Genomic DNA, 19,011 nt, shown 5'->3' with positions numbered 1-19,011 from the left:
TATGGAGCAGCAAAACCAACACCAAAACAAGTCGATGCTTCCACCTGATCAGGATGTTCGTACAACAGCAATCCGTGCTGACGAGTCCTTTATTGTGCAGGCCCCAGCAGGTGCGGGTAAAACCAGCCTGTTAACGCAACGAATTTTAAACTTACTGTCGACGGTAGAATCCCCAGAAGAAGTGGTTGCGATTACTTTTACTCGAAAAGCGGCTGCCGAAATGCGTCATCGATTAATCGAATCACTTTTGTCGGCAAAGAAGGAAGAGCCAGAAGAAACACATCAAAAGGTTACCTGGCAGCTCGCACGTCTAGTTTTACAAAGAGATCAGGAGTTGGGCTGGGATTTGTTGCAGAATAGTCATCGCTTGAGAATCATGACGATTGATTCTTTATCCAGCATGATCGCCAATCAAATGCCTATTTTGAGTCACTTGGGTGGTTCCTTATCCATTGCAGATCAGCCGCAGGAAGCTTATCAAAGAGCAGCTGAATCGATATTGAACTATTTGGATGATGACGATTATGGGCCGCACATTTTAACGCTATTGGCCCACCTTGATAATCAGGTAGAGAAGCTGATTGGCTTGTTAGCTCAAATGCTCGGTAAGCGAGACCAGTGGTTGCGCTTATTAGGTGCGGGTGAATTGGATATCGATATTTTAGAAGACGGTATCAATCAAGTGGCGCAAATGCGCCTGCAGAGACTTGCCAAGTTCCATTCAAAACTTGGCAACAGCTCCTTTATACGAGGTATCCATTTTGCTTCTGGTTTTTTAGATACAGACCATGAGTTAGCAGCTTTGAAAGACGTAGAGTTACTACCAGACTTTGACTTTCAATATTTAGAGCAGTGGAAAGCGATCGCAACGTTCTGCTTAACTAAGTCTGGCACCTTTAAGAAACAGCTGAACAAGAAAGTTGGTTTATTAGCTGACGGTGATCTTGAAGGTGAAGATAAGAAAATCGGTAAAGCGATTAAAGCTGAGTTGAAAGAATTATTTGCAGATTGGTCGGAAGAAGAAGGTTTTGCTGAAGTTTTATCGGATATCGCTTCACTGCCAAAAGCTGTGTACAGCAGTGAGCAACAAGAGATATTGTATTCGCTCCTGCATTTACTGCGTTTGGTTTCTGTCGAGCTAACGGTTGACTTTCAGTCCAGCGCGGAAGCAGACTTTATCGAGATTGCTTTGGCTGCTGATAGGGCTTTGGGTTACTTTGATGAACCCTCTGAATTAGCGCTTAAATTAGATTATCAAATTTCGCACCTGTTGGTTGATGAGTTTCAGGACACCTCGTTTACGCAGTACCAGTTATTGAGTAAGCTGATTGCGGGTTGGCAAGCTGATGATGGCCGGACCCTGTTTTTGGTGGGTGACCCAATGCAGTCCATTTATCGCTTCCGCGAGGCTAACGTTGGATTGTTTATTAAAACTCAGCAAGAAGGTATTAATGGCTTTCCAGTGACGCCATTGCAATTAACAGCGAACTTCCGTTCCTCACCTTCGATCATCGACTGGGTAAACCGGCGGTTCAGCAAGATATTTCCTTCAGAGGATGACTCCTTACTCGGTGCTGTAAGTTATAGTCCTGCTCAGGCGATGAAGCCTGATTCCGACGATCATTTTGTTGACTTCAAAGTTAACTTTGACTTAGCTGAGAATAATGAAGCGGAAACCCTTGCCAAATCTCTCAAAGATATCGTTAGCAAGTATCCGGGTGAAACGGCTGCTGTGCTCGTCCGAGGCAGAAATCATGCCCAAGATCTTATGGCGCACTTGAGGCAGAGAGGGGTTAGCTATTATGCAAAAGACATGGAGTATCTGTCGCATAAACCTTGCGTGAGCGACCTAATGTTACTATGTCGGCTGTTGCTTCATCCTCAAGACTCAATAGCTTGGGTTGGGTTTCTAAAGTCGCCATTAGCAGGATTAACTCTGTCGGATCTGACTCAGTTGCATCATGCTTACGAGCACAACTTTTGGCAGTGGCTTGAAGAGCCTGAGGCGGTTTCAGCATTAACGTCTGAGGGCATCGCTCGATTAAAAACCTTGTCTTCAGTATTACAGCCTGTGATTGCAGAAGCTGGTCGTAAAAGCTTAAGTCAGTTAGTTGAGTCTGCATGGCTTGGGCTTGGTGGTCCTGATACGCTCCTTGACAGCTCAGAGCTTAAAGATGTTTATGCCGTTTTTAAGTTACTCATGGAGCTCGAAGTCAAAGAGTGGCCTTTATCTGCTGAAAGAATTAATACAGCTGTTGGCGAGCTTTTTGCTGATCAACAGGCAGACTCTGCGCAGGTTGAAATCATGACTATGCATAAGTCTAAGGGCTTGGAGTTTGATACGGTTGTGTTGCCGTCATTGCAACGAAAAAAGCGTGCAGATGGACATCAATTACTGCTATGGGAAGAGTTTACTGTTGAAGATAGAGCAGGGTATCTTTTGGCACCAATTCAGGCGGCTGAACAAAAAGAGCCTATCTATCAATTGGCGAGGGATATCCAAAGCAAGAAGGGAGCCTATGAGGATGCACGCCTACTGTATGTGGCTACAACTCGTGCAAAGAAACGGCTAATCTTGAGCTGTGAGCTTTGCCTTCGCTTTGATGAAGAAAAAAATGAGTGGTTGCATAGTACTATCGATAAAAATTCCTTACTGCACTATTTAATGCCTCATTATGAAAATGTCATTGAGCGCAAGTTTAATGAAGTCAGTAGCACGGTAGATGTATCGGATGACTCGGAAGATGCAACATCATTTGATAAAGGTTGGTACCGACTAAAAGCAGAGTATCAGAGACCACTCATAAGCAACCAACTTCAATTGAGTGAGAGAGTAGCGGTTGATCAAGAAGAGCTCGATTTTGATTGGGCGAGTGATGTGGCTCGGGTAGTGGGTTTAGTTGTACATAAGCAGTTAGAGTTGATTGCACAGAAAAAACAAACCTTCGAGTTGCTTAAGGCTTCTAATTTTGAACCATTAAAAGCACCCTTAAAAGAACTTTTGCATTCACCACCAGATGTCGCACAAGCATTTAGTAAGGCCAAAGATGCTTTACTCAATGTTAGCGATGATCCAAAAGGTCAATGGTTACTTGATCATCATTTGGAGGCTCGTTGTGAGTGGGAACTGACAGGAGCCGTCACTGACACCAGCGGCCAAAAGGTGATTCGTAACCTAATCATCGATAGAACCTTTGTCGATAAAGAGGGTATTCGTTGGATTATTGATTACAAAACAGGTGATCACAGAGGCTCTGATGTTGATGCTTTTATACACTCCGAAGTTGAACGCTATCGCCCACAGTTACTCCAGTATCGAGAAATTATTGAGAAAGTTGATAAACGTCCTAGTAAGATGGCGCTGTACTTCCCGCTGTTAAAGCGGTTTATTGAGATTAGAGACTGATTCTTGGCAAAGAAAAATAACTTATGAAAAACAGTGTTGAAACAAAACGGTTACTACTCAGGCCACTCAAAGAAAGCGATTTTGAGGATTACTGCGAATATGCGATGGATCCCAACGTGATGAAATACATCATGCCCGTGGCAAATAAAAAAGATTCGCACGAACTTTTTCTCCGTCATTTTGGTGATTGGACTGGTGAGGAGGGACGCTGGATGGGGGCTGCGGTTGTTCTCAAATCTGAGGGTAAGCTCATTGGAGATATCGGTTTCCGTTATCGAGATAAGTACCACGGACACATTGAAATTGGCTATAAATTTAACCGCCATTATCATGGCTATGGATATGGTACGGAAGCGGTTAAAGAACTCTTAAAAATTATTGCTCGAGATTGGCCATGTCACAAAATTATCGCCTATTGTGAACCTAGAAATATTGCTTCATGGAAGCTGATGGAGCACTTTGGAATGAGAAGAGAAGGGTATTTTAAAGAACACTTTAAGTACGAAGACCGTTGGCAGGATGAAGTGGCATACGGCTGTTTGCTTAAAGAGTTGAAGCTGGATTAAATATACACGCCGTAATATAAAATAGCGAATTGCAAAGAAAAGGAGCCAAACGGCTCCTTTATTTTGAAATGTTAGTTCCAAAAATCTTAACTATGTTGCTTTGACTTTATCCACTCGCGGACTTTAGTTTTCAAGACCGGGATTGGCATAGCTCCATCAATCAAAATTTGAGTGTGGAATTCGCGGATATCAAACTTGTCACCGAGCTTTTCTTCTGCCTCTGCTCTCAAGCGACTGATTTCACGCTGACCGACTTTATAAGAAACCGCTTGGCCAGGCCATGCAATGTAGCGCTCAACTTCTGAAATGACATCGGTATCCGCCATGGATGAGTTTTCCATCATATAGTCAATCGCTTTCTGACGTGACCAACCTTTTGCGTGCAAACCCGTATCAACAACGAGACGCATAGCGCGCAACATTTCGTCGCTTAGACGGCCGTAATATTGCATTGGATCAGTAAACATGCCCATTTCTTTGCCGATAGACTCTGCGTACAGCGCCCAACCCTCAGAGAACACGCTTAAGCCACCAAAGCGACGGAACATCGGCAAGCCTTCGACTTCTTGCTGCAGCGAGATTTGGAAGTGATGGCCTGGGGCAGCTTCATGGATGGAAAGCGTTTCCATGCCAAATTTAGGCTGGCCTTTTAGGTTAAAGGTATTGACGTAGAAAATACCTGGACGAGAGCCGTCAGGGCTACCCGGCATATAAGAAGCGCCCGCCGCCGACTCTGCACGGAAGGCTTCAACGGCGCGAACCTCGTAGTCACTTTTCGGCTGAATATTGAACATTGTAGGGAGAAGCTTATTCACCTTCTCTTGTAAATCACGATAACCTTGTAGCAGGTCTTCTTCGTTGTCGTAGTAGAACTCAGGATTTGACTGGACATAAGCGAACCATTCATCAAGCGTACCCTCGAAACCTTCTTGCTTCATGACCTCACGCATTTCTCCGTGAATACGAGCAACTTCATTAAGCCCAAACTGATGAATTTCGTCTGCGGTCAAGTCCGTTGTGGTGTAGGTTTTAAGCTGGTAGTTATACCAGTCTTCACCATTAGGCTGCTCGCTCAAGCCGAAACTATCGCGTGCATGTTCCATATAATCATCTTTGATGTAATCATGGAGACGTTGATAGCTCGGTACCAGCTTTTCAACAATGGCTTTGGTATAAGCTTCAGTCAGACGCTTTTTATCTTCTTCAGAAAAACTGTCTGGCATAGACTCGATAGGTTTGTAGAAGATACTTTTCGTTGGGTCCTCAACAACGTGCGCTTTTATTTGTGGGAGCACTTTTTTCATCAGTGCTTTCGGTTGTACCACGTTTTGCTCAATGCCTTGATTTAAGTTGATGATAATTTGATCGAGCAGGACCACACCATCATCAACGCGGCCAAGCCAATTGTCGTAATCTTCAACGGTTTCAAATGGTTGTACGCTTTGTCCAGAGCCGAGCTGAGCGAAAAAACCTGCTAAATTGTTCGATTGATTGAGAGGAATTAAGTGACCGGGATATTTTTCACCCTCCAACGCCATTTCAGACTGATAGATGAAGACGTCGTAACTGAGACGGTCTTGTCCTTTCAGCAAATCACGATCGATTTGTTTAATTTTATCCAGCCACTTCACCGTAAAATCATGACTTTTTTGACGGAATTCTTCCGATAAAAAATTAGGCAATTGATCGTTATAGCGTCTATCGCCGATCATGGTCGCTTGAATAGGATTGAACTTGAGGCTTTCCTGGAAGTTTTCGGCAAACAACTGATTAAGCTTTTCAGAAGCTTCTTCAGCAGTCATGGCGTTACTTGTTTCCGCAGGGGCTTCAACTTGCTGAGATTGTTGCTTAGCTTCTGCTTTAGATGCAGATTTATCATCGGAGCAGGCCGTTAATGCTAAAGCCACGCTCAGAGAAATTAAGGTTATTTTATTCATTGTGAGTCCTAATATTGTTGTGATGTAAAAACATTACCACAAAAATTTACCTTAATACTGCTTTGAAATATCTTTTTACACATAATTCGGTTTATGCCATGATTGTCTGGTCGAACCAGTTTTGTGGTTTAAATATTACTGATAAACACTGCCGAGGTCATGACATGAGTAAGGATAATCGCCTAGCCCGCTTAGTTAACAAAATTGAAAGTTATCCGACTTTTCTCAGAAAGCCATTGTTAAATTTTGCGTTGAGGAAAACTGTGAAGCTCGTGGGCACCGCGAAGGTAGAGGTAATCCAACTAACCAAAACACACTCAGAGTTCCGCCTCCAGAATCGAAAAAAAGTTCAAAACCATATCGGCACCATTCATGCAGCTGGCATGGCTTTAATCGCTGAAACAGCCACCGGTATGGTAGTTGGCATGAATGTTCCAGACGATAAAGTGCCAGTGATTAAGACGCTTAAGGTCGACTTTCTAAAGCGTGCTAAAGGCGATTTAGTGGCAAAGGCGCACCTTACTGAAGCACAGATACAGGACATACTCACCTTAGAGAAAGGAGAGGTTGAAGTGGCCGTGTCGGTAATTGATGAAGAGGGGAAGGAGCCTATAGGATGTCAAATGCTGTGGGCTTGGACCCCGAAGCGTCACTAAAATCCATATTCGTCGTTTAGCCGGTGTTAAATCAAAAAGTCTTTCTAGTCATTTACTAAAATAAACTCCTTTCAAGAATTTTTGATTTGCCTAGCCTAAGTCATAGTCTATGAATTTTAAGTACAGTTTACATTTATATCGCAAAAACTAGATTGCTGCCTAAGGACTGAGCTAATGAGCTGTTTGGTACGCTCTTTCGCTTATGGGACTATGTGTAAGGCAACGCACTCGCTAGCTTTGCTAACTTTTTACCTACCTCTAAAAAAGCCTACATCACACCGACAAATGGTCATTTCCTATAATTTTATCCATATGCAGTAGTTTATGGCTATGCAGCCGTCTTGCGATTGGTTAAAATATGCCCCTTTTGCGTAGAAAAGAGCGGGGAAATCCGCTGAAAATGCATTTTGGGGCAGCATGTTAGAAGTTAATCCAATAAGAGAACATTTGAAAGGTATGTCTGAGCGTGTGGAAACGCTTAGGGGGTATCTTTGACTTTGATGCCAAACAAGAGCGTCTAGAAGAAGTCACTAAAGAATTAGAGCAACCTGATGTGTGGAACGATCAGGAGCGAGCCCAAGCGTTGGGTCAAGAGCGCGCAAAATTAGAAGCCGTTGTAAATACCATTCTAGAATTGGAACAAGGTGTTACCGACCATTCTGATTTGTTAGAAATTGCGGTTGAAGAAAACGATGCCGATAGCGCAGAGATGATCGAAGCGGAAGTCCAAGGCTTGGAGAAAATGTTAGCCAAACTTGAGTTTAGGCGCATGTTCTCCGGCGAGATGGACGAAAATAATGCCTATCTTGATATTCAGGCAGGCTCTGGCGGTACGGAAGCGCAAGATTGGGCGAGTATGCTACTTCGTATGTATTTGCGCTGGGCTGAGAGTCGTGGATTTAAGGTTGAAGTCACCGAAGAGTCCGACGGCGATGTTGCAGGTATTAAAAGCGCAACCATCAAAGTGGATGGCGAATATGCTTACGGTTGGCTTCGAACCGAGACCGGTGTACACCGTTTAGTACGTAAATCGCCGTTTGACTCTGGCAATCGTCGCCATACGTCTTTCGCATCAGTGTTCGCTTATCCTGAGGTTGATGACGATTTAGATATTGAAGTAAACCCAGCTGACTTACGTGTGGACACGTATCGAGCGAGCGGTGCTGGAGGCCAGCACGTTAATAAAACTGACTCGGCGATACGATTGACGCATATTCCGACAGGTATTGTAGTTCAATGTCAAAACGATCGTTCACAGCATAAAAACCGTGCTGAAGCGATGAAGATGATGAAAGCCAAGCTGTATGAACTGGAAATGCAGAAGCAGCGTGAAGAGCAACAGGCGCTTGAAGACTCCAAGTCCGATATCGGTTGGGGCAGCCAAATTCGATCGTATGTCTTGGATCAGTCCAGAATTAAAGATTTAAGAACTGGGCATGAGTCGAGTAGTACGCAGGCTGTATTGGACGGGGATCTAGATAGCTTTATAGAAGCCTCCCTTAAAGCTGGCGTCTAACCTCAAAGGATTGTGCGTTGTCATTGCATTGTTAAATGATTTTGTAGCGATAGTCACTTACTGGAGTAAGCTCCTATAGACTAAAAAATCATTTGCCGCGCACTGACTTAGCAAATCCCTTGAGGAGAATGGTTTTTAGGTGTGCGTGTGTACTCTAAATAGAGTAAAAAGATTTATATATTCACAGAAAAATGATGTGTTGTTTTGTACCGTAATTCGGTACTTGTTTTAATGAAGAAAGTAATTAACTTGAGGTGAAGAGAAAAAATGAGCAATCAAGAAACCCCAGTCGTCGACGTCAACGAACAAATTACCTTGCGTAAAGAGAAGTTGGCTGAGAAACGAAAACAGGGGGTTGCCTTTCCGAACGACTTTCGTCGTGACTCCCTAGCAGCGAATATTGCCGAAGAATTCGGTGATAAGGAAAAACCTGAGCTAGAGGAAATCGGTAAGAAGGTAAAGGTTGCTGGTCGTATCATGTTGTTCCGCAATATGGGTAAAGCGAGCTTTATCACCATTCAAGACATGTCAGGCCGTATTCAATCATACGTGCGTAAAGACCAGGTTGGAGACGACGTTTATAACGACTTTAAAACCTGGGATATCGGGGATATCGTGGGTATTGAAGGTACTGTCTTTAAAACCAATAAAGGTGAGTTATCGGTCAAAGCCTCTGATATTAAATTGCTGACTAAGTCGCTACGCCCGTTGCCTGATAAATGGGGCGGATTATCAGATCAAGAGACTCGCTATCGTCAGCGATATGTCGATCTGATCGTCAACGAAGATTCTCGTGCGACGTTTATCGCGCGCTCAAAAGTGGTTAAAGCGATTCGTGACTTCTTAGAAGCTCGTGAGTTCTTGGAAGTTGAAACGCCAATGATGCACGTGATTCCTGGCGGCGCTACGGCAAAGCCATTTGAAACACACCACAATGCGCTAGACATGCCGTTATTCTTGCGTGTTGCGCCAGAGTTGTACTTGAAGCGTTTAGTGGTCGGAGGCTTGGAAAAAGTCTTCGAAATTAACCGTAATTTCCGTAATGAAGGCCTATCAACTCGCCATAATCCAGAGTTCACTATGTTGGAGTTCTACTGGGGCTATGCGGACTACAATGACCTAATGGACCTAACTGAAGAAATGCTGCGTTACACGGTTGAGTCTGTCTTAGGTAAAACAGTGTTTGAAAGTAGCGGTGAAACCTACGATTTCGGCAAGCCATTTGCTCGTATGACGGTATTAGAAGCTATTGTTAAATACCTACCAGAAGTGTCAATTGAGCAGTTGAATGATTTGGAATCGGCTAAAAAGATAGCTAAAGCCTGTAACGTCAAGATTGAAGACTCGTGGGGTTTAGGAAAAATTCAGATCGAAATCTTTGAAGAGGTTGCTGAGCATAAATTAATTCAGCCGACGTTTATTACTGCTTATCCAGCAGAGGTGTCACCACTCGCGCGTCGAAACGATGACAACCCATTTGTCACTGATCGCTTTGAGTTCTTCGCCGGTGGTCGTGAGCTAGCGAACGGCTTCTCGGAGCTGAATGATGCAGAAGACCAAGCGGAACGCTTTAAGGCACAAGTTGAAGCTAAAGATGCTGGTGATGATGAAGCAATGCATTATGATGCGGATTATATCCGTGCTCTAGAGTACGGCTTACCGCCAACAGCGGGTGAGGGTATAGGTATTGATAGATTGGTGATGTTGTTAACCGATAGTCCTTCGATTCGAGATGTGTTGTTATTCCCACATATGCGCCCTGAATAAAAATCTTAGTTTCTGGTCTTCTTTAGTAAAGAAAGTTTAAAGCCCGCGTTTCTGGCGGGCTTTTTTGTATCTATCGCTGTTACTTTTCGTTAGGATGATAAAAAATAATTTTTGGAGTTAATATGTCTTCTGAAATTGATATTCGTATGGCGTTGCGCGCCTACCAGAAAATTGTTGAGTTAGGCGAGAAGCGCGGTAATAAGCATTACTTCAAGGGTATTAGTGCTTACTCGGATCTGGATGGTTATAACGTTGATTTGACTGACGACAAGGTCACATTAAGTATTAACTTTCATAGCAAGTACAACTTGGAATATAAAAGTGTTTTGGATAAAGATGAGTTTGTAGAGAAGTTGAAAAAAATAGATAGTATTAAGACTAAATCATAAAAAAAAGCCCGCAGTGCGGGCTTTTTTATAGGTGTGGTTCTAATTGACTATTCTATACCTTCTCGAAAAGTAACGAACAGTTAGTTCCACCGAAACCAAAGCTGTTGGATAAGAAGCTTTTGATTTCGGTATTATCCATACGCTGCCTAACGATAGGTAAACCTTCTGCTTTTTCATCCAGCTCAGTGATATTAGCTGAAGCCGCAATAAAATTGCTTTCCATCATAATTAATGAGTAGATAGCTTCATGCACACCAGTAGCACCTAACGAGTGACCAGCTAAAGATTTGGTAGAGCCAATATGAGGCACTGACTCTGGGAACACCTGTTTAATCGCCTCTAATTCAGCAGTGTCTCCGACTGGCGTGCTGGTGCCGTGAGTATTGATATAGTTAACCGCATTTTTTGTGTTGGCAAGTGCTTGCTGCATGCAGCGTACAGCGCCTTCACCAGACGGCGCCACCATATCGTAACCATCAGAAGTTGCACCATAACCGGTAATTTCAGCGTAAATTTTGGCGCCACGAGCTTTAGCATGTTCATACTCTTCAAGCACTAAGCACCCTCCGCCTGAGGAAATAACAAAGCCATCACGACTCGCGTCATAAGGGCGTGATGCCGTTTCAGGCGAATCATTGTACTTGCTTGATAAGGCGCCCATAGCGTCAAACAGCACTGTTAAACGCCAGTCTTCTTCTTCACCACCGCCTGCAAACATAATGTCTTGTTTGCCTAGTGCGATTTGCTCATAAGCGTTACCAATACAGTGAGCGCTTGTGGCGCAGGCAGAGGTGATCGAATAATTGATGCCTTTAATTTTGAATGGCGTCGCTAAACAAGCAGAAGTGGTGCTACCCATGGTTTTAGGAACTGCGTAAGGTCCAATACGTTTAGCACCACGCTCTTTTGCTATATCAATCGACTCGACCTGAACACTTTGTGAGCCGCCACCTGACCCCATGATGATGCCGGTACGAATGTTAGACACCAAGTCTTCAGAAAGTCCTGCATCATCAATTGCTTGTTGCATCGAGATGTAGGAATAGGCTGCGCCATCGCCCATAAAACGTAATTTCTTACGGTCTATGTGCTCTGCTACATCAATATCTGGCTTTCCGGCTAAGTGGCTACGTAAGCCATGCTCCTCATAAGCATCGATCTTTTTGATCCCCGACTTACCATCAATCAGAGATTGCTTTACGTCTTCAACATTGTTTCCGAGGCACGATACGATGCCCATACCTGTTACTACGACTCTTTTCACAATAACACTCGCTTAAATTCTTTCTAATTGTCTAAGGCTATTCTATCGCGTTTTACTAGAAGTTGTCTGTGGATTCAAACAAACCAACGCGTAAATCTTTAGTTGTGTAGATTACTTTGTTATCGACTAACATTCTACCGTCAGCAATGACCATCTTTAACTTTCTGGTAATAACTCTTTTAATATCAATAATATAAGTTACTAGCTTGGCAGTAGGTAATACTTGGCCAGTAAATTTTATTTCACCAGATCCAAGCGCTCGACCTTTGCCTGGTAAGCCTTTCCAGGGTAGGAAAAAACCTGTGAGCTGCCAAAGAGCATCTACGCCGAGACAACCCGGCATAACTGGGTCGGATTCAAAGTGACAATCGAAAAACCACATATCAGGCTTGATATCGAGCTCTGCGATGATTTGTCCTTTATTAAACTCACCACCAGTCTCACTGATATGAGTGATTCGGTCCATCATTAACATGTTGGGTAGAGGTAAACGAGCGTTTCCTTCGCCGAATAATTTGCCATGACCACAATCCAGTAGGTCTTGCTTGGTGTAGGAAGATTTCTGCATGTAATGAAACTCGAAGTGTTAGAACTAACACGGACTTTAATTGAGTGGCTATTATGCCTTATTTGGCCTTGGCATCTGGTTTGGACAGTTGCCATATGGGCATTCAAGGCTATTGATTTTGGATATTGGCTTTCGTTGACTCTTCAAGTATTTGTATGGATTTAGTTAGGTTAATCACCCCATTGTCCTGGCTAGCTCCGGCTAATAGTGCTTGGATTATCTCAAGGTTTGTATTGTCCGGGAATGTATAAATCAATACGGCTAAGGCTGTGGCAACGTAAGCCACTGAAAAAGAGGTCCCAGAAACTTGTTGATAGCTGTTAGCTTGAAAGGGACTAGCAATTGTTAGATGGCTGCCCGGGGCTGAAACTGTCGGCACTTCAACACTATCATCGCATTGCTGGCTCGCATGTGAGGATTCCGGGAGGTGGCGGCCTTCGGTATCCGTTGCGCCGACGGTGATAAGCGGAATGCTCTTAAACAGCCTAAAGTTGGCAGGATCACGTGTGGTGATTGCTTCCTGCCCAAAGTTGCCCGCCGAGAAGATGGGAATACTATTGGCAAGCCAGAGTAAGCGAAGAGAATACAGTAACTCATCATTACAGGTCATGCTGGGCTGAAGCCAAGAGTTAACTACAATGTCGACATCGGGCTGTTGCAACAGCCAATCATAACAGCTTATTACCCAAAGATAGTTGTAGCTTCCTGAAGGTAAACCATTGCATGAAATATAGTTGGCTTGCGGCAACGCTCCAATACGTAAGTTATGCTGGTTAGAGCCAGCCATCAAACTGAGTACCCCAGTTCCATGGCCAAACCCAGTGTCCTTAACCTCAAAACTATTATCTTTTGGATTATATTGTAGAAGCTGATTTAAGTGGGATAACTCTTGGTGGTGAGTAGATACGCCAGAATCTATGAGAGCAATGGTAACTGATTTGGCATCTTTTTCTCTTTCTTGAAAAATTCCTATGCTATTGAGCGCCTTATCATTGTCGGCAGCGACTGATATCGCTTGGTTTTTGCTTTGGATTAAAGTGTCAGCAGAATCAGTATTTAGTTCGTGAGGTTTGTGGTAGGCAGAGTGTATTGTAGTTTGTGATTTGGGCTTACTTTGAGTAAAAAAATTGGCGATATCAACCTTTCGCTTCGGACGAAAATGAATGAGTAATCCGTTAGATATGGTTAAGGGCTGCTGAGACACTATTGCTCCAGATTTTTCCAGTTCAGTTAAGTGTTCAGCATGGTGTTGAATAGAGGTTTGGTTGAGGTTGTGTGTGAGTTTTTGGATCAGTTGTCTTTGATCTGACTTATTGAGGTTTGAAGCTTTGAGTTGAGTATTTAATTGATCCACATCCAGTCTTAAGCCAAATTCAAGTAAAGCGACATTATCTTCTATAAAACGAATTGATTTTTGGTGGGTTACTGAGAATGTTTCAAAATTAGTACACTTAATGATGGAAGTTTGGCAGTGGTTAACAATACCTTTCTGCATTAATTCTTGGGCAACTACTCTCGTATTTGCATTGACCAAAATCACAAAAAAAATCGTAAAGGTGAGAAGTCTCACAAACCTACATTGTAGTTGTATTTTAAATTGATCTATCCAATGGTTTGTGGCGAATATGGGCGTCGCATCCATAGTTTAAATTGCAGGAATAATTAAATCTAAAACATGGAGCATCATGACATAATTGTTTTAAAAAAAGCAATTATCAATCTCACTGGGTAATACTACATTAGTATAATATGGAGGTCAGGAATGACTAAGCTTTTCCCCACACTATTAGTGTCATCTATAGCTCTTGTCGGTGTTGGTTGTGGATATTCTGATTACACGGGACATCCCGCACACAAAACGCAAAAAGAAGCTCATCTCAATAATATCAGTACGGTCGTTACTGGATACGGTGCAGAATATGATGGCACTTACGTCTACACGGCTCGTTACAATAACCTAAAATGGCAAAAGCCAAACTTTGCATTCAAAAATGTGATCAAAAGTTATCGCAATATTGTGAATAACTCGTACCCAACTCGACCTGGCGTGTTTGTCGATGGCGATAAATTTAATAATGCACGCGGTTTTGCTGGCGGTACCTTTAAAAAGTACTGGGTAGCGACAGATACTGACCCAGATGTTGTGGGTGGTATCGATAACTTTGATCAGTCGCATCCACTTGACGACGATGGTAACTGGATTGAGCCGGGCCTGATTTTATCTATAGAAGGTGGTGAAACTGAAATTGATGCATTCAATGTTGATTTGCAATCGAACGTCAGAAACTCGTCAGACTTATTGTCGAAGTTAGTGGCTAATGGCGGTAGCTTGGATCAAATAAAGATGTCGATTACAAAGATTGAGTTTGATGGACGTCCTGTCACCGTTGAGCCATACAGTATTGATATGAATGTTGCAGGATTTAGTAATGTTGAACTGCACATTAAAAATCAGAAGAACTCGAAAGCCCTTCTGAAGACCATTATTAATAATACTGAACACCTCAAGCCTGTTGATATTTCATTGCAGTTTAGCAATGGCATGGAATTTGATTTGCCAAAAAAATTCCAGCTAATGTTTAACCATAATGTCCTGTCAAAGTTGGCTAAACAGTCGTAATTAATATTCAAGCAAAGAGGTGATTATTATGTATCAAGGATTTACTAAAAAATTAACTGCCAGCTTGATTGTTGCTGCACTAGGTGGCGTTGCATACAGTGCTCATGCTGAGCAAGAGTTTGATGTTATCGTTAAGATGAAAAATAAAAGCTCGCCATTCAGCATCAGTGCTGCTCAACAACAAAACATGAAAGCCAGCTTATCGAACCCAGTGGCATATCATAAAGCACAAGCAAGTATTCGTAAGAATCAAGTGAATAAGTTCGTCAACCAAGCAGGTATTCAACCTAAGTTTATTTACAGCAACACTTACTATGGGTTTGCTGCTAAGGTCGATCAATCGCAAATGGAAGCGTTGCAACGCAATCCTAACGTTGAAGCGGTCTACCGTGATAAAGAATACCAATTACTTGATTCACAAAAGACGGGCTTTAATAGCAATTATGGTGTTTATAAAAGAAACCGTAAATTAGTCGAGTGGCCACAGTCGATTCCACAAGGGCCAGCTGACTCGGGTTCGGTGAACTCAAGTTATAAAGGTGCCGGACAGCACGTCTACGTGCTCGATAGCGGTATTGATGCGAACCACAAAGACATCGCTGGTAATTTAGGCTTATCTTATGCGCCTGAGTTCTGTTTCCGTCCAGGGGATAGTGAATTATGCCCATATCCATTTTCTGATGATAACGGTCACGGTACGCACGTTGCCGGAACTATTGGTGCGATGGATAACGAGATAGATTCTTTGGGTGTTGCTCCTGAAGCAACCATCCATGCAGTCAAAGTCTGTTCAGCAGCGGGCTCTTGCCCAGGCTCAGCGATTCTTGCCGGTTTGAACTGGTCGGTATTCGATATGTTAGGTCATGGCCAGGCTGCCGTGGCTAACTTAAGTCTTGGCGGTGGTGATGATGAAGATGCTGGAACCTGTACAGAAACCGGTTACGAAGGCGATCACTTTGTCGCTGAAGCCTACTGTAACGCAGCTCACCAAGGTATGGTGATTGTGGTCGCTGCGGGTAATTCATCAGCTGATGCCGCGGATTTCAGTCCAGCAAAGTTCAACTCGACAATTGCCGTAAGCTCCTACGTCAGCTATGACGAAGTTACAGGTGAAGCTGCGTTCAATGACTTCAGTAACTGGGGCGAAGGTGCAAATGATTGGAGCTCACTTCCGTCTGGAGTGATTACCATCGCCGCGCCAGGTAATAACATTGAGTCATTGAACCGGACTCACGCCAATACACGATTAAGCGGTACATCAATGGCTTCTCCGGCTGTTGCTGGAGGCGCTGCGCTAGTATTGGAGAAGTTTCCTCAGTCGATGGACTTCACGGCGTTACAAAACGTGCGCCAAATACTGGTCGACAATGCGACCATTCCGTCGTCGGTCATTATTGATAATGGTACTGACACCGACGATGTTTATAACCAAGAATTCCCTCACGCAGAAGGGTTACTGAACCTAGAGTTCCTCGATGAGTAATCATCAGTAGTTATAGCCCCTTTCGAGGGGCTTTTTTTGGCCAACCAATCCGCAGTATATGCAATACTTTGTTACGACTTCCCTTTGTTTTGCATACTGCTAAGCAGTATAGTGAGTGACTTAGTATTGGCGATAATAATTCAATACAAGCCAACCTTTTGATATTAAACAAATTATTTGAATGAACATTAGTGAGGAATCCCCATGAAGTCATTGAAGTTTCAACTTTCAGCAGTCGCTTTAGCTGTGATGCTGACGGCTTGCAGTAATGATGAAGCTCAGGATACATCATCAGCTGCTGAGTCTACCAAGGTCGAGCAGGCCGCAACAGATGCCAACTCAAGCAAAGATGTTGCTGATGTTTCTGAGGCAGAAAAAGCCGATGAAATTTATAAAGAATACTGGGAAGAAAGCTTGAAAATGAACCCCATCTCGGCAACGTTTATGGGGGATGACCGTTACAATGATCAGCTTGGGGATTTCGGTAGTGAGAAGGGGCGAGCTGAAGCATTAGCATTTAGTAAAAAATACCTGAAAAAAATTAAGCAAATCGATGAATCGAAATTAGATGGTCAAGACTTATTGAGTTATCAAATCTTTAAAAACGAGCGGCAGGCAGAAATCGAGGGGAATGAATACCCAGATTACATGCAACCCATCCAGCAATTCTATAACCCGTTTAACTTTATCGCTATGCTAGGTTCCGGACAGAGCGCGCAACCTTTTAAGACGGTCAAAGATTATGAAAATTGGTTAAGCCGTTTAAACCAAGCGTATGACAGCGTGGATGTTGTTATTAATAACATGAAAACGGGTATTGAGAATGATGTTGTTCAACCGAAAGCCTTGATGGTCAAGGTTTTGCCACAATTGAAAGCGCATATGGTTGATGATGTTGAGCAAAGCCTTTTCTATAAGCCTATCGAGAACATGCCTGAGAGTTTTTCGCCTGATGAGAAACAGCGTCTAACAAAAGAGTATGTGAACACGATTAAGACAATGGTTGTACCGATGTATACCCGCATGCATGACTTCATTAAAGACGAGTATATTCCTGCTGCTCGCGATACCGCAGGTATGGTCGCTTTGCCAAATGGCAAAGAGTGGTATGCATTTAAAGTTAAGCAAACCACAAGTACTGATTTAACGCCTGATCAGATTCATCAGATTGGTCTTGACGAAGTCGCACGAATCCACAGTGAAATGCAAGGTGTTATGGATGAGGTTGGCTTCGAAGGAAGCTTACAAGAATTCTTTGAGTTCACTAAAAATGATCCTCAGTTCATTTTTGAGACTAAAGAAGACATGTTGCAAGCTTATGAAGATTTGCGTGAAACTTTGGACAAAACAGCACCGGATCTATTCAAAGTTATTCCTGAGGCTGAGTTTGAAATTCGTCCAGTGGAAGCCTTCCGCGAACAATCGTCATCATCAGCATCATACCAACGAGCTGCCCCAGATGGCTCTCGCCCCGGCATTTTCTATGTCAATACGTATGACTTAAGCGCTCGTCCGACATGGACAGTAGAGTCGTTGTATTTGCACGAAGCGGTTCCAGGCCATCACTTCCAAATCTCGACTCAACAAGAGTTGAAAGATATTCCAGCATTCCGTCGTTTTGGTGGTACTACAGCCTTTATCGAAGGTTGGGGCCTGTATTCTGAGTCACTTGGGAAAGAGATGGGCGTTTATACTGACCCGTATCAATATTATGGAGCTTTAAGTGCCGAGTTGTGGCGAGCTATCCGCTTGGTGGTCGATACTGGTTTGCATGCAAAAGGGTGGACACGAGAAGAAGTGCTGGAATACATGGAGAAGAATTCAGCAACGGCTGAAGCACGCCGTGTATCGGAAGCGGAACGCTTTATGGCGATACCAAGCCAAGCCTTAGCTTACAAAATTGGACAGTTAAAAATTCGTGAGCTTCGAACCTTAGCTGAAAATGAGCTGGGTGATGACTTCGATGTTCGTGAATTTCATTACCAAGTCTTAAAAGACGGAGCTCTGCCATTGAATATTTTGGAACGAAAAATCAAACGTTGGATCGAGTCTCAAAAGTCTTAATTGAGAACTCAATCAAAAAAGGCGACCTATGGGTCGCTTTTTTTGTGATTAACTGTAACAAAGTAGAGCGAACACTCTCTAATGAGTCATTACTAATGGCAATATTTAATAGAAGGTACTTATGAAACGACTGCTACAGCTGACTTTAATAGCGCTAATGATGACGGTGTCGGTTTCGGCACTGGCTTTAGACCGGACGAAAGTTGTTGATGACCCAAATAATGTGTCACCTTTAATGATTGGTCAGAGTGCACCAGACATTATTCTTTTCTCAAGTGACGGTACACCGTTTAACTTGCGCGAAAAAATCGCACAAAAGCCAACGGTGCTATTGTTTTATCGAGGTGGTTGGTGTCCTTTTTGTAATGCGCAGCTGAGCCAGATTCAAGAAATAGAAGATGAGTTGTCGGAGATGGGGTATCAATTGTTGGCGATTAGTCCTGACACTCCAAGCGCCTTGCAAAAAACCAGTAAAGACAAAGAGTTAAGTTATGAGCTAATCTCAGATTACCAACTCAAAGCAACAACTCAGTTTGGCTTGGCTTTCCACATTTCTGAAGACTACAACAGCAAAGTAAAGTCTATCGGTGGTAAGACGGCTCGCTTAGCGGGTGATGATAAAAGCACCTTGCCAGTTCCAGCGGTGTATATTTTTGATACTGATGGCATGATTCAGTTTCAATACGCTAACCCCAACTACAAGGTTCGCATTAAGCCTGAGTTATTGTTAACAGCTGCTCGCCTAGCGCTTGAAGAATAATCAAGGCTGGTAATA

14 protein-coding genes are annotated in these 19,011 nt (G+C 43.2%); 10 read left to right on the top strand and 4 right to left on the bottom strand.

Going from position 1 to position 19,011, the window contains the following annotated elements; genetic code table 11:
* Position 1: 1 nt before the first annotated feature.
* Both KFK88_RS07715 and KFK88_RS07710 read left to right on the top strand, forming a co-directional pair.
* Complete coding sequence (locus tag KFK88_RS07715; RefSeq protein ID WP_223578328.1) at positions 2-3,406, top strand: UvrD-helicase domain-containing protein; 3,405 nt, start codon at positions 2-4, stop codon at positions 3,404-3,406.
* Positions 3,407-3,429: 23 nt separating this feature from the next.
* The gene (locus KFK88_RS07710) at positions 3,430-3,972 is read left to right on the top strand and encodes a GNAT family N-acetyltransferase (protein ID WP_223578326.1); all 543 of its coding nucleotides are present in this window, start codon (positions 3,430-3,432) and stop codon (positions 3,970-3,972) included.
* An 86-nt stretch (positions 3,973-4,058) separates the two neighbouring features.
* Here the strand turns inward: KFK88_RS07710 and KFK88_RS07705 are convergent, their stop codons facing one another.
* Entirely contained in the window at positions 4,059-5,909 is a 1,851-nt protein-coding gene (locus KFK88_RS07705; protein WP_223578324.1) for a DUF885 domain-containing protein, read from the bottom strand.
* A 98-nt stretch (positions 5,910-6,007) separates the two neighbouring features.
* Between KFK88_RS07705 and KFK88_RS07700 the strand changes: the two genes are divergently transcribed.
* The 4 genes from KFK88_RS07700 (at position 6,008) to KFK88_RS07685 (ending at position 10,237) form a co-directional block, all read left to right on the top strand.
* A complete protein-coding gene (locus tag KFK88_RS07700) occupies positions 6,008-6,565 on the top strand; it encodes a DUF4442 domain-containing protein (protein WP_223578322.1) in 558 nt (185 codons plus the stop codon).
* A 417-nt stretch (positions 6,566-6,982) separates the two neighbouring features.
* Positions 6,983-8,081 (top strand): peptide chain release factor 2 gene (gene prfB / locus KFK88_RS07695; RefSeq protein ID WP_223578320.1). Its coding sequence is split into 2 segments (ribosomal slippage): positions 6,983-7,057 and positions 7,059-8,081, totalling 1,098 coding nucleotides; the frame shifts between segments, so codons are not numbered across the junction.
* A 267-nt stretch (positions 8,082-8,348) separates the two neighbouring features.
* The gene (lysS, locus tag KFK88_RS07690; RefSeq protein ID WP_223578318.1) at positions 8,349-9,848 is read left to right on the top strand and encodes a lysine--tRNA ligase; all 1,500 of its coding nucleotides are present in this window, start codon (positions 8,349-8,351) and stop codon (positions 9,846-9,848) included.
* A gap of 122 nt (positions 9,849-9,970) precedes the next feature.
* Entirely contained in the window at positions 9,971-10,237 is a 267-nt protein-coding gene (locus KFK88_RS07685) for a DUF3081 family protein (RefSeq protein WP_223578317.1), read from the top strand.
* A 52-nt stretch (positions 10,238-10,289) separates the two neighbouring features.
* On the opposite strand, the gene fabB is transcribed toward KFK88_RS07685, so the two are convergent.
* The 3 genes from fabB to KFK88_RS07670 all read right to left on the bottom strand — a co-directional run bounded on the left by fabB (position 10,290) and on the right by KFK88_RS07670 (position 13,639).
* Positions 10,290-11,501: a beta-ketoacyl-ACP synthase I gene (gene fabB / locus KFK88_RS07680; protein ID WP_223578315.1), complete on the bottom strand. Its 1,212-nt coding sequence runs from the start codon at positions 11,499-11,501 to the stop codon at positions 10,290-10,292.
* Positions 11,502-11,556: 55 nt separating this feature from the next.
* Positions 11,557-12,069, bottom strand: a complete 513-nt coding sequence (fabA, locus tag KFK88_RS07675; protein ID WP_223578313.1) for a bifunctional 3-hydroxydecanoyl-ACP dehydratase/trans-2-decenoyl-ACP isomerase — start codon at positions 12,067-12,069, stop codon at positions 11,557-11,559.
* Positions 12,070-12,178: 109 nt separating this feature from the next.
* Entirely contained in the window at positions 12,179-13,639 is a 1,461-nt protein-coding gene (locus tag KFK88_RS07670; protein ID WP_223578311.1) for a S8 family peptidase, read from the bottom strand.
* Positions 13,640-13,831: 192 nt separating this feature from the next.
* Between KFK88_RS07670 and KFK88_RS07665 the strand changes: the two genes are divergently transcribed.
* The 4 genes from KFK88_RS07665 to KFK88_RS07650 all read left to right on the top strand — a co-directional run bounded on the left by KFK88_RS07665 (position 13,832) and on the right by KFK88_RS07650 (position 18,996).
* Positions 13,832-14,689, top strand: coding sequence for a hypothetical protein (locus KFK88_RS07665; RefSeq protein WP_223578309.1), 858 nt, complete (start codon positions 13,832-13,834; stop codon positions 14,687-14,689).
* 28 nt (positions 14,690-14,717) lie between these two features.
* Complete coding sequence (locus KFK88_RS07660) at positions 14,718-16,172, top strand: S8 family serine peptidase (RefSeq protein WP_223578307.1); 1,455 nt, start codon at positions 14,718-14,720, stop codon at positions 16,170-16,172.
* 249 nt (positions 16,173-16,421) lie between these two features.
* Positions 16,422-18,236: a DUF885 domain-containing protein gene (locus KFK88_RS07655; RefSeq protein ID WP_396326651.1), complete on the top strand. Its 1,815-nt coding sequence runs from the start codon at positions 16,422-16,424 to the stop codon at positions 18,234-18,236.
* A 121-nt stretch (positions 18,237-18,357) separates the two neighbouring features.
* Complete coding sequence (locus tag KFK88_RS07650; RefSeq protein ID WP_223578303.1) at positions 18,358-18,996, top strand: peroxiredoxin-like family protein; 639 nt, start codon at positions 18,358-18,360, stop codon at positions 18,994-18,996.
* Positions 18,997-19,011 lie beyond the last annotated feature (15 nt).

The sequence above is a fragment of the Kangiella taiwanensis genome, assembly GCF_020005165.1.
GTDB classification, from domain to species: Bacteria; Pseudomonadota; Gammaproteobacteria; order Enterobacterales; family Kangiellaceae; genus Kangiella; species Kangiella taiwanensis.
The sequence above is the reverse complement of the archived record's forward strand: the minus strand, read 5'-3'. Positions and strand labels throughout refer to the sequence as shown.

What these genes read in the sequence shown, in the direction of transcription:
- KFK88_RS07655 (WP_396326651.1), top strand. Translation starts at nt 16,422, where the DNA reads ATGCTGACGGCTTGCAGTAATGATGAAGCTCAGGATACATCATCAGCT.
- KFK88_RS07685 (WP_223578317.1), top strand. Translation starts at nt 9,971, where the DNA reads ATGTCTTCTGAAATTGATATTCGTATGGCGTTGCGCGCCTACCAGAAA.
- KFK88_RS07650 (WP_223578303.1), top strand. Translation starts at nt 18,358, where the DNA reads ATGAAACGACTGCTACAGCTGACTTTAATAGCGCTAATGATGACGGTG.
- KFK88_RS07705 (WP_223578324.1), bottom strand. Translation starts at nt 5,909, where the DNA reads ATGAATAAAATAACCTTAATTTCTCTGAGCGTGGCTTTAGCATTAACG.
- KFK88_RS07715 (WP_223578328.1), top strand. Translation starts at nt 2, where the DNA reads ATGGAGCAGCAAAACCAACACCAAAACAAGTCGATGCTTCCACCTGAT.
- fabA (WP_223578313.1), bottom strand. Translation starts at nt 12,069, where the DNA reads ATGCAGAAATCTTCCTACACCAAGCAAGACCTACTGGATTGTGGTCAT.
- KFK88_RS07665 (WP_223578309.1), top strand. Translation starts at nt 13,832, where the DNA reads ATGACTAAGCTTTTCCCCACACTATTAGTGTCATCTATAGCTCTTGTC.
- KFK88_RS07700 (WP_223578322.1), top strand. Translation starts at nt 6,008, where the DNA reads ATGATTGTCTGGTCGAACCAGTTTTGTGGTTTAAATATTACTGATAAA.
- lysS (WP_223578318.1), top strand. Translation starts at nt 8,349, where the DNA reads ATGAGCAATCAAGAAACCCCAGTCGTCGACGTCAACGAACAAATTACC.
- KFK88_RS07710 (WP_223578326.1), top strand. Translation starts at nt 3,430, where the DNA reads ATGAAAAACAGTGTTGAAACAAAACGGTTACTACTCAGGCCACTCAAA.
- KFK88_RS07660 (WP_223578307.1), top strand. Translation starts at nt 14,718, where the DNA reads ATGTATCAAGGATTTACTAAAAAATTAACTGCCAGCTTGATTGTTGCT.